11 protein-coding genes are annotated in these 10,783 nt (G+C 70.7%); 6 read left to right on the forward strand and 5 right to left on the reverse strand.

Features of this window, described 5'->3' with window-relative positions; translation table 11 throughout:
- The first annotated feature begins 53 nt into the window (after positions 1 to 53).
- Both VTA80_RS20570 and VTA80_RS20575 read left to right on the forward strand, forming a co-directional pair.
- A complete protein-coding gene (locus VTA80_RS20570) occupies positions 54 to 1,100 on the forward strand; it encodes an ABC transporter permease (protein WP_407342920.1) in 1,047 nt (348 codons plus the stop codon).
- Positions 1,097 to 1,876 carry an ATP-binding cassette domain-containing protein gene (locus VTA80_RS20575; protein WP_407342921.1) on the forward strand — a complete coding sequence of 260 codons (780 nt, stop codon included), beginning with the start codon at positions 1,097 to 1,099 and terminating at the stop codon, positions 1,874 to 1,876. Before VTA80_RS20570 ends, VTA80_RS20575 begins: the two co-directional genes overlap by 4 nt.
- An 80-nt stretch (positions 1,877 to 1,956) precedes the next feature.
- Here the strand turns inward: VTA80_RS20575 and VTA80_RS20580 are convergent, their stop codons facing one another.
- A complete protein-coding gene (locus VTA80_RS20580; RefSeq protein ID WP_407342922.1) occupies positions 1,957 to 2,856 on the reverse strand; it encodes an NmrA family NAD(P)-binding protein in 900 nt (299 codons plus the stop codon).
- Between the two features lie 17 nt (positions 2,857 to 2,873).
- Here VTA80_RS20580 and VTA80_RS20585 point away from each other — a divergent pair, with 17 nt between their 5' ends.
- Positions 2,874 to 3,323, forward strand: coding sequence for a MarR family winged helix-turn-helix transcriptional regulator (locus tag VTA80_RS20585; RefSeq protein ID WP_407342923.1), 450 nt, complete (start codon positions 2,874 to 2,876; stop codon positions 3,321 to 3,323).
- A gap of 21 nt (positions 3,324 to 3,344) precedes the next feature.
- Here VTA80_RS20585 and VTA80_RS20590 read toward each other — a convergent pair whose 3' ends face one another.
- Positions 3,345 to 4,400, reverse strand: a complete 1,056-nt coding sequence (locus VTA80_RS20590; protein ID WP_407342924.1) for a LysR family transcriptional regulator — start codon at positions 4,398 to 4,400, stop codon at positions 3,345 to 3,347.
- A gap of 80 nt (positions 4,401 to 4,480) precedes the next feature.
- On the opposite strand from VTA80_RS20590, the gene VTA80_RS20595 reads away from it, so the two are divergent.
- The 3 genes from VTA80_RS20595 (at position 4,481) to VTA80_RS20605 (ending at position 6,143) form a co-directional block, all read left to right on the forward strand.
- Positions 4,481 to 4,894: a DUF5997 family protein gene (locus VTA80_RS20595; RefSeq protein WP_407342925.1), complete on the forward strand. Its 414-nt coding sequence runs from the start codon at positions 4,481 to 4,483 to the stop codon at positions 4,892 to 4,894.
- Positions 4,895 to 5,021: 127 nt separating this feature from the next.
- The gene (locus VTA80_RS20600; protein ID WP_407342926.1) at positions 5,022 to 5,729 is read left to right on the forward strand and encodes a SprT-like domain-containing protein; all 708 of its coding nucleotides are present in this window, start codon (positions 5,022 to 5,024) and stop codon (positions 5,727 to 5,729) included.
- Positions 5,730 to 5,807: 78 nt separating this feature from the next.
- Positions 5,808 to 6,143, forward strand: a complete 336-nt coding sequence (locus VTA80_RS20605; protein ID WP_407342927.1) for a hypothetical protein — start codon at positions 5,808 to 5,810, stop codon at positions 6,141 to 6,143.
- Positions 6,144 to 6,163: 20 nt separating this feature from the next.
- On the opposite strand, the gene deoC is transcribed toward VTA80_RS20605, so the two are convergent.
- The 3 genes from deoC to VTA80_RS20620 form a co-directional block, all read right to left on the reverse strand.
- Positions 6,164 to 6,868, reverse strand: a complete 705-nt coding sequence (deoC, locus tag VTA80_RS20610; RefSeq protein ID WP_407342928.1) for a deoxyribose-phosphate aldolase — start codon at positions 6,866 to 6,868, stop codon at positions 6,164 to 6,166.
- Positions 6,869 to 7,053: 185 nt separating this feature from the next.
- Positions 7,054 to 7,587, reverse strand: coding sequence for a hypothetical protein (locus VTA80_RS20615; RefSeq protein WP_407342929.1), 534 nt, complete (start codon positions 7,585 to 7,587; stop codon positions 7,054 to 7,056).
- A gap of 185 nt (positions 7,588 to 7,772) precedes the next feature.
- Positions 7,773 to 10,652, reverse strand: coding sequence for a vitamin B12-dependent ribonucleotide reductase (locus tag VTA80_RS20620; protein WP_407342930.1), 2,880 nt, complete (start codon positions 10,650 to 10,652; stop codon positions 7,773 to 7,775).
- Positions 10,653 to 10,783: the final 131 nt, after the last annotated feature.

The following is a 10,783-nucleotide window of genomic DNA, read 5'->3' on the forward strand; positions in this document are numbered from 1 at the left end:
GGGAACCGGCGCCGACCCGGCACGACCGACCATCCCGCAGTCCAGGAGGACACGTGACGATCCAACCGGCAGCCGCTGGCGCGCCGCCCCAGGAGCACGACCCCGCCGAGGAGTTCCTCGACCGTCAGACGTTCGGCGGGCGCATCCAGAACACGTTGCACAAGTACCCCGCGCTGAGCCCCGCCCTCGTTCTCGTCGTTGCGATCGTGGTCTTCGGGTTCCTCAACGACCGGTTCATCCGGCCGGAGAACCTCTCCCTGATCACGCAGCAGGTCGCCGTCGTAGGGGCGCTCGCCGTCGGGCAGACGCTCATCATCCTCACCGCCGGGATCGACCTGTCCGTCGGCGCCATCATGGTGCTCAGCTCGATGGTGATGGCCCAGACCGCGGCGACCAACGGCGTCCCGGGACCGATCGCGCTCGCACTCGGGCTGGCCGTCGGCCTGCTTGCGGGGATGGTCAACGGGCTCCTGGTGACCCGGCTCAAGCTGCCGCCGTTCATCGTCACCCTCGGCACCCTCAACATCTTCCTTGCCCTGACGCTCCTGTACTCCAAGGGGGCGACCGTGCGCGGCGCGGAGCTGCCTGCCATCCTCACCTGGACGGGCACGACCTTCTCGCTCGGCCAGGTCCGCATCACCATCGGCGTGCTGCTGATGATCCTGCTCTACGCGGTCATCGCATTCGCGCTCGGCCAGACGGCCTGGGGCCGGCACGTCTACGCGGTCGGCGACGATCAGGACGCGGCGCGCCTCGCGGGCATCGCCGTCAGCCGGGTGCTGCTGAGCGTGTACGTGGTGGCCGGCTCGACCTTCGCCGTCGCGGGGTGGATCCTCATCGGCCGTATCAACGCCGCCAGCCCGAACGCCGGGGCGGAGGCCAACCTCGACTCGATCACCGCCGTGGTGATCGGCGGGACGAGCCTGTTCGGTGGCCGCGGAGCGGTGTGGGGGAGCCTGCTCGGTGCCCTGATCGTCGGGGTGTTCCGCAACGGGCTCTCGCTGGCCGGGCTCGACGTGCTCTACCAGACCCTCGCCGTCGGCGTCCTCGTCATCGTTGCTGTCTCGCTCGACCAGTGGATCCGGAGGGGACACGCATGAGCACCGAAGCCATCACCCGCACCCCCGTCATCCAGGCCAGGGGCCTGGTCAAGACGTTCGGGCGCGTCGTCGGGCTCGACGGCGTCGACCTCGAGCTCTACCCGGGCGAGGTCCTGGCGATCATCGGGGACAACGGCGCCGGCAAGTCGACGCTGGTCAAGTGCCTGTCGGGGGCCTACACGCCCGACAGCGGGGAGCTGCTCCTCGACGGCGAGCCGATGACGTTCCACCGCCCGCAGGACGCCCGGGCGGCGGGCATCGAGACCGTGTACCAGTCGCTCGCGGTCTCGCCCGCGCTGGACATCGCGAGCAACCTCTACCTCGGGCGCGAGGAGCGCCGGTCCGGCCTCCTCGGCTCGGTGTTCCGGATGCTCGACCACAAGGGAATGCGAACGAGGTCCAAGGAGCAGGTGCTGTCCCTGGGCATCACGACCCTGCAGAGCATGACCCAGTCGGTCGAGACCCTGTCCGGCGGGCAGCGACAAGCTGTCGCCGTCGCACGGGCCGCGGCGTTCGGCTCGAAGGTCGTCATCCTCGACGAGCCGACGGCGGCGCTCGGCGTGCGGGAGTCGGGCCAGGTGCTCCAGCTCGTCAAGGACCTGCGCGACCGTGGTCTGCCGGTCATCCTGATCAGCCACAACATGCCGCAGGTGTTCGAGGTGGCCGACCGGATCCACATCCAGCGGCTGGGCAAGCGCGCCGCGGTCATCACCCCGCAGACGCACACCCCGAACGAGGCGGTCGCCATCATGACGGGCGCGATGACGGCCGCCTGACCCACCGGCCGCCTCCGCTCCGTACGGTTCTGGTCGGGATCCGCGCCTCTGGCTCGCAGATCCCGACCAGGACCGCGACGTCAGGCGGGTCGGGGGGTCCAGATGGCTGCCTCGCGGTGGGCAAAGGTCTCGAAGTCGATCGGATCGCGACGCAGGACCGTGCGGACGTCGTCGGACAGGCCCGCCGCCAGCCCGAGCCGAGCACTGGTGTAGATCGCGAGGGTGACCGCGACCATGGCCCACGGCATCCGCAGCGCGCGGCGGGCGTGGCGCATGTACCCGAGCGCGCCGGGCCGGGCGTACCGGATGGGGCGCGCGAGCTCCCCGGAAAGGATCTGAGCCACCTCGGCGTAGGTCACCGCTCGCGGGCCCGTGACCGTCCAGGCGCGGTTGCGGTGCTCGTCCGGGTGGGCGAGCGCCTGGGCGGCCACCGCTGCGACGTCGAGCACGTCGACGAAGGCGGTCCGTCCGCGACCCGCCGGGATCACGATCTCGTCGCGGTCGCGGATGTCGCTGACATGGGTCGTGCTGAGGTTCTGGTGGAAGAAGGACGGCCGCACGAACGTCCACGTCAGCCCGGACCGGCGTAGCCACTTCTCGACCGTGGCGTGGGGGACGACCGGGTTGCGCTCGGCGCCCTGCAGGCTCAGGAAGACGACGTGCGCCACCCCGTGCTCGCGGGCCGCGGCGAGCGCGGGCAGCAGATCGCGCTTCACGTTGCCGAGGGCGGGCGGGCGGACGAGGAACATCGTGCGCACCCCCGCGAACGCGTCCGCCCAGGTCGAGGGGTCGGTCAGGTCGAGCGGCACGCAGTCGACCCCCTCGACCGTCCGGCCCCCGGGCCGGACCGCCGCCCGCACCGGGACGCCCGCGGCGACGAGCTCGGCCAGGACGGCGGACCCGACGTTCCCGGTCGCTCCGGTGACGAGGACGGGGCAGGGGGTCGCACGAGCTGCGGTGGGGGTGGGGTCGATTTCCATATGTGTACTGTACATACATGGCGAACCCCGACCGCGACCGACTTGACCGAGCGCTGATCGCGCTGCGGCACTTCTGGACCGCGCCCGATGCCGTGCCCGACGGCGCCGCGTCCGTCGAGCTCTCGACGTTGCTGGTGGTCGAGGCGGTGGTCGAGGGCCCGACCCTGCCCGACGGCGAGATCGGCGTCGGCCTGGTCGCCGAGCGCCTCGACGTGCGCCCGTCGACCGCGAGCCGGCTGGTCGACCGGGCGGTCGGCGCCGGCGTCCTGGTCAAGGTGCCGAGCGCGATCAACGGTCGCCGGGCGAACCTCGTGCTCACCCCCGACGGCACGGTCCTCGCCCGCCGGGCCCGGGAGTTCCGCGGCGCGCGACTGGACGGGTTGCTCGCCGACTGGTCGCCGGACGACCGCCACGCCCTGACGACGCTGCTCGAGCGCCTAGCCCACGCCGTCCGCAGCGAAAGGTAGCCCCCCGCCCTCTCGAACTGGTCAGTGGGACGGGCGGCCGCGGCGGGACTTCGGGGCTGCCTTCGCCAGTCGGCCGGGGGTAGATCCCTTGCGTCCGGCAGCGCCGCCCGCGGACCGGGGCTTCCCGCCACCGCGCTCCGCCGATCGTTCGGCCGGCTTCCCGGTCGATCGGGCACCCTGCTCGCGAGCGGGGCCCGGCGCTGTCCGCGAGCTCTGGGCCGAACGGCCCCGCACGATCCCGATGAACTCCTCGATCTCGCCGGTCGTGTGCTCGGCCAGCCACGCCAGCGCCACGGGGTAGGGGGCGACGTCGACCACAAGGAGATACGTCACATCCTTGCGGTGGTTCAGCCGCGCGACGGACTGGGGGACGATCACGATGCCGATCCCGGCGGCGACGAGCGCGACCGCGTCAGCCGTGGTCCGCATGTCCGGCAGGGGCCGACGCTCGACGGTGCGTGCCGTGGCGGCGGCATCCCGCCACTCCGGGACGGTGTCGGGGTCCTGGAGCAGGTGCTCGTCGACGAGGTCGGCGACCGACACGGCGTCGAGCACCGTGGCGGCGTGGTCCTTCGGGACCATGACGACGGCGACCTCGGAGTACAGCGGGATGGTGCTCAGGCCGGTCTTGTCGACGGGGAGCCGCACGAAGCTGACGTCGACGCGCCCGTCGTGCAGGGCTCTGACCTGGTCGTCGACGTCGGTCCGGAGCACCTTCAACGGCAGGTGCGGCATCCGGTCGGCCCAGACGCGGGTCCATTTCGACACCGTCACCCCGGGCGTGATCCCGATCGTGAACGCTTCGCCGCCGTCCTCGGGTCCGCTCGCCTCGAGGCCCGCGAGGTCGTCCTCGGCGAGCCGGAGCCGCGCGTCGTCCAGCAGCGCGCGACCGGCGTCGGTGAGCACGGTCGTCTCGGACGGGCGCACGAACAGCTCGACGCCCAGCTCGGCCTCGAGCTCCAGGATCGCCCGGCTCAGCGTGGGGCGGGCGACGTGCAACGCCGCCGCGGCCCGGCCGAAATGAAGGTTCTCGGCGACGGCGACGAAATAGCGCAGCCTCACCAGGTCGACGTCCACGGCCCGCTCCTCGCTCACGCCGGGCTCGGATAGCACCGCGTGGTCCCAGGCTAGGCGAGGCGCACGGATATCATGAACGGATGACCTCGGCCAAGACTCAGCAGACCATGAAGCCGGTGACGGCTGCGAAGAAGCTGGGCATCCACCCAGCAGCCGCTCCGGCGTCCTTCCGGGACGCCCCGGCAGTGACCCGATCCGAGCTGGCGGCACTCATGACCACGCCGCCCGAGTGGCTCAAGGAGCTGCACGAGAACGGCCCCCACCCGCGCGAGCTCGTCGCCAGCCGGTTGGGCGTCTCGATCGCCGGTCTCGTCCGGGGCGGGGTCACCGAGCCGCTGACGACGTCCGAGATCGTCGAGCTGGGCCAGAAGCCGCCCGCGTGGCTCGTGCGCGAGCGCGCGATCCAGGCGGACGTCCGAACCGAGGACGAGCGGGTCGCGGCCCGTGACGCCGAGCGTCGGTCGCGCCCGCAGGGTCCTCGCCCCACGCGTTGATGCCCGATGGCGTCGGCGCCACGGTGCCCGTGCGTCCGGTTCGGCCGCCGAGCTCGATCGTCCCCGATGTCGGTGGCCCCCTCTAGCGTCTCGCGCACGACATTCGGTGCGGACCGCAGGAGGCACGATGGACATCGACGAGGCACGCCGGCTGGCGACCGACCTCATGCAGCATCACCAGCTCGCGGGCTGGCAGCTCGTCTTCGACCGGGCCCGGACGCGCGCGGGTGTGTGCCGCTACGACCGCCGGGAGATCGGCCTGAGTCGGGTGCTCACGGCTCTGCACCCGCCGGAGCTCGTGCGCGAGACGATCTTGCATGAGATCGCCCACGCGCTGACCGGTCCGGGCCACGCGCACGACGCCGTCTGGCGCGCGACCGCGCGGGGGATCGGCGGCGACGGCCGGCGGTGCGTGAGTGCGAGCGCACCCCGCCCGCCGGCGCCGTGGGTGGGGGAGTGCGCGCGCGGGCACGAGGTCACCCGGCACCGTCGCCCGGCCCGGCCCACGTCGTGCCTGCGCTGCAGCCCGACGTTCGATCCGGCCCACCTGATCACCTGGAAGCTCCATGGCAGCCAGATCACGATGCCGGCGTCGTACCGAGCCGAGCTCGCGCGGCTGCACACGGCGGCCCAGACGGCCGGCTCCGGCACGGCCTCGGGTGCGGGGCAGACGGTTCACCTGCCGATCGGGACCCTGGTCGTGCTGGGCGGGGGCGGCAGGTTCTCCGGGCAGCGGGGTTTCATCGAGAAGAAGGGGCGCACGCGCTACCACGTGCGCACCCGCGTCGGCATCGTCACTGTCCCGTTCGACCTGGTTCGCGGACATTCCAGGTAGGACTGTGGCCTCGCGGAGGGCTCGGGTGCGGGGCTACGGTCGAACTACTGCTCTGCACCACACACGAAGGAGTGCGCCATGGTGGCCCATGAAGATTCCGACCTTCCCCGGCACCTGAAGGACGAGACCGAGGCGGACAAGTTCCGTTCCGCCGGGATCGACGAGCCCGAATCGGTCTCGGGGTTCACGAACACGGATCCAGGCACCGAGACCGATGCGGATCGGCTCAGGTCAGCCGGCCTCGATGAGGCGGCCGGGCTCGCGGTGAACGCGGACCCGGGCACCGAGACCGAGGCCGACCGATTCCGGTCCGACCGGCTCGACGAGCCGGGCTCGGTCTCGGGCGAGGGCTTCACGAACACCGACGAGGGCGTCGAGACCGACGCCGAGCGGATCCGTTCGGACGAGATCTAGCCCGACAGGTCGAACCCTGCTCAGTAGCCGCCGGAGCTGGGCGTCGCGTCGGTCGACGCGCCGTCCAGCTCGGCGAGGATCGTGGCGGTGCCCGACAGTCCGAGGCGGGTGGCGCCGGCGTCGACCATCGACTGCACAGCCGCCGCCGTGCGGATCCCGCCGGAGGCCTTGACCCCGAGGCGCCCACCGACGGTCTTGGCCATGAGCTCGACGGCGTGCACGCTCGCACCGCCGGCCGGGTTGAAACCGGTCGACGTCTTGACGAAGTCGGCCCCAGCGGACTCGGCCGCGCGGCAGGATCCGACGATCTGCTCGTCGGTCAGCAGCGCGGACTCGATGATGACCTTGAGCAGGTGGGGCGCCGGCACCGCGGAGCGTACGGCCGCGATGTCGGCCTCGACACCGGCCCAGTCCCCGGCCGCGACCAGCCCCAGGTTGATGACCATGTCGATCTCGTCGGCGCCATCGCTGATCGACCGGGCCGCCTCGGCGCGCTTGATCTCGGTGTGGTGGTTCCCGGACGGGAACCCGCACACGGCGACGACGCGCAGCCCGGCAGCGCTCACCGGCAGCGCGGACGGGGACAGGCACACGGCGCTGACGCCGAGACGCTGCGCCTCGGCGATGAACTCGCTGGCCTGGGCCGCGGTGGTCTGCGGGGCGAGGAGGGTGTGGTCGACGATCTGGAGGAGCTCGGCGCGCGTGATGGGGGCGGTGCTGGTCACTGGTTCTCCCTTGAGCGGTTCACGCCGGAGAGCAGGTACTCGATCCGGCCGACGCGTGGGCGTGGTCTGCGCCCGGTCGCCTCATGCTACGGCGCGCGGTGCCCCTGCCCCGGCCTGCTCGGAGCGCCGAGCCAAGAACACTGCGACTACTCCACTAGTTGACGAGTCGTCTCAGACCGCGGCTCTCACGTGAGGACGATGATCTCCCACGCGGTCGGGTCGTCCTGGGTCGCGACGAATGCGGTGACCTCAGCGACGCGCGTGGCCTTGTCGGCGATCGCCGTCTGGGGTGCGCCCTTGGTGGCCGCCCAGAGCCACTGCGGCGTACCGGGCGAGCCGTCCACGTCGGGAGCTCCCCAGACGCGGTACACGATGCTGATCTCTCGTCCGGTGGCGTCCTCGGCCCACGCAGCCTTCTGCGAGACGGCGATCGCCACCGCTCGACCGGGGTCACCCTCGACCGGGCCATCGGCGGCCGGCGCCGCGTCCACGACTTCCTGGCTCGTCAACCTGATGTCGTTGCGGACGTTCGCCGGGAGCGGCCGGGTGGGGTCGACAAAGATCACGTCGCCCTCGACCAGGGGGTATTCCAGGCTCTCCCCCCTCTCCTGCACGCCGTCGCCGGCCCGCGGCGCGTCGGACGGTCCGCAGGCGGAGGTCGCCGCCCCGCCGACGCCGACCAGCAGCAGGACCAGGGCGCGCCGAGCGGTGCGTGTCATGTCGCGAGTATCCCGGCTCGCGCGGGAGCACGGGACGCAAACGGGCGGGCGACTGTCGGTTGGCCCCCTGCCCCTGAGAGCAAGCAGCGCCAACCGAGGGGCCCGACACAGACATGAGGCCCGGGGAGCGCGATGCTCTCCGGGCCTCAGGCTGGGATCAGGGGACAACAACTACCGGCCCAGGTTCAGCTGCAGCCGCTGGTGGAACCACACCCCTCGCAGACGTAGCACGAGCCAGACGGGCGCATCTTGATACCGCAGGAGAAGCACAGCGGGGCGTCGGCGGTGCGACCCAGCTGCAGCTCGTAGAGCTCGGTCGACGAGTGGATCGCCGGCCGGGCGTGAACGGCGGGTGCCGCCTTGGCCGCGGGAGCGGCCGGAGCCGGGTCGAGCGCCGACCCGGTGGTCTGGTTCATCGACTCGAGATCGTCGTTCTCGAGCGACTCGTAGGACCCGGTGTCGAGGTGGCGCGTGCGCTCCTCGGTCGTGTGGATCCCCATGCCGGCCCGCGTCTCGTAGGGCAGGTAGTCGAGCGCCAGCCGCCGGAAGATGTAGTCCATGATCGACTGCGCCATCCGGACGTCCGGGTCATCGGTCATGCCGGCCGGCTCGAAGCGCAGGTTGGTGAACTTCTGCACGAACGTCTCGAGCGGGACCCCGTGCTGCAGCGCGATCGAGATCGCGATGGAGAACGCGTCCATGACCCCGGCCAGGGTCGAGCCCTGCTTGCCCAGGCGGAGGAAGACCTCACCGAGACCGTCGTCCGGGTAGGAACCGGCGGTCATGTAGCCCTGCGCGCCACCGACGGTGAACGACGTCGTGATCGACGGGCGGGACTTCGGGAGGCGACGGCGGACGGGCCGCACCGGAGCGTTCGCCGCGAGGGCGTTCGCGGCGTCCAGGGCCCGGCTCGCGGTGGTCGACTGCTCAGCCGGGGCGTCCTTGCTGTCGGACAGCGGCTGACCGACCTTGCAGTTGTCGCGGTACACCGCGAGCGCCTTGAGGCCGAGCTTCCAGCCCTCGTAGTAGATCTCCTCGATCTCCTCGACCGTGGCGCTCTCGGGCATGTTCACCGTCTTGGAGATGGCCCCCGACAGGAACGGCTGGACGGCCGCCATCATCTTGACGTGACCCATGGGGGCGATCGAACGCCGACCCATCGCGGTGTCGAAGATCTCGTAGTGCGCCGGCTGGAGGCCGGGCGCGTCCACGACGTGGCCGTTCTCGGCGACGAACTCGACGATCGCCTCGATGGTCTCGTCGGTGTACCCGAGCTGCTTGAGCGAGCGGGGGATGGCCTGGTTGACGATCTGCATCGAACCGCCACCGACGAGCTTCTTGAACTTGACCAGGGAGAAGTCCGGCTCGATGCCGGTGGTGTCGCAGTCCATCATGAAGCCGATGGTCCCGGTGGGCGCGAGCACGCTCGCCTGGGCGTTGCGCCAGCCGTTGACCGCGCCGAGCGCGAGGCTGTCGGCCCACTGCGCGGTCGCGGCCGCGTGGATCTCGCCGTCCATCGTGCTCATCGTGACGATCGCGGCGTCCGCGTCTGCGTGCTTGTGCATCACCCGCTCGTGCGCCGAGGAGTTGCGGGCGTACCCCTCGTACGGCCCGACGACGGCGGCCAGCTCGGCCGAGCGCTTGTAGGCGGTCCCGGTCATGAGCGAGGTGATCGAGGCGGCGAGCGCGCGCCCACCCTCGGAGTCGTAGCCGTGCCCGGTCGCCATCAGGAGCGCGCCGAGGTTGGCGTAGCCGATGCCGAGCTGGCGGAAGGCGCGGGTCGTCTCGGCGATCGCGTCGGTCGGGAAGTCGGCGAAGCAGATCGAGATGTCCATCGCGGTGATGATCAGCTCGACGGCCTTGACGAACCGCTCGGTGTCGAACGTGTCGTCCTCGCGCAGGAACGCCAGCAGGTTGAGCGACGAGAGGTTGCACGACGAGTTGTCCAGGTGCATGTACTCGCTGCACGGGTTGCTCGCGGTGATGCGGCCCGACTCGGGGCTCGTGTGCCAGTCGTTGATCGTGCCGTCGTACTGGATGCCCGGGTCGGCACAGGCCCAGGCGGCCTGCGAGATCTTCCGGAACAGGCCCTTGGCGTCGACGGTCTCGATGACGCGGCCGTCCTGGCGTGCCTTGAGGTCGAACCCGGTGCCGTTCTCGACCGCGTGCATGAACTCGTCGTTGACCCGGACGGAGTTGTTGGCGTTCTGGTACTGGACGCTGATGATGTCCTTGCCACCGAGGTCCATGTCGTAGCCGGCCTCGCGCAGGGCGCGGATCTTGCCCTCCTCGAGGGCCTTGGTCTCGACGAACTCCTCGATGTCGGGGTGGTCGACGTCGAGCACGACCATCTTGGCCGCGCGGCGCGTGGCGCCACCGGACTTGATGGTGCCCGCGGACGCGTCGGCGCCGCGCATGAAGGAGATCGGGCCGCTCGCGGTTCCGCCGGAGGAGAGCAGCTCCTTCGACGAGCGGATGCGCGAGAGGTTCAGGCCTGCGCCGGACCCGCCCTTGAAGATCAGGCCTTCCTCGCGGTACCAGTTGAGGATCGAGTCCATCGTGTCGTCGACGGCCAGGATGAAGCACGCGCTGACCTGCTGGGGCGACGGCGTCCCGACGTTGAACCACACCGGGGAGTTGAACGAGAAGACCTGGTGCACGAGCATCCAGGTGAGCTCGTGCTCGAAGATCTCGGCGTCGGCGTCGGTCGCGAAGTAGTGGTTGTCCACCCCCGCCTTCGTGTACGCGTGCACGACCCGGTCCACGAGCTGCTTGAGGCTCCACTCGCGGGTCTCGGAGCCGACGGCGCCACGGAAGTACTTGGTCGTGACGATGGTGGCGGCGTTGAGCGACCAGGACTTCGGGAACTCGACGTCCTTCTGCTCGAAGATCGTCTCGCCCGACTTCCAGTTCGTCTGGACGACGTCGCGACGCTCCCAGACGATCTCGTCGTAGGGATGGATGCCGGCCGTGGTGAACACGCGACCGATCGTCAGCGCCGGATTCCGGGTGCCCTCGCCACCGTTCGTCCCGGTCTGCCCGGCTGCCTGCGACGTCTTGCTCATGCCATCTCCCTCGAACGGATCCGATGTGTTCTGAACCACAACTTGTGGTCATTCGTTTCCGGGGCACCACTATATGTGGTGTTCGAGGGGGCTGGCGGGACCTGAGGCGACTTTTTCTCCATCGGCGTGTC

The sequence above is a fragment of the Pengzhenrongella phosphoraccumulans genome (genome assembly GCF_045689905.1).
In the GTDB taxonomy this organism is placed as follows: domain Bacteria; phylum Actinomycetota; class Actinomycetes; order Actinomycetales; family Cellulomonadaceae; genus Pengzhenrongella; species Pengzhenrongella phosphoraccumulans.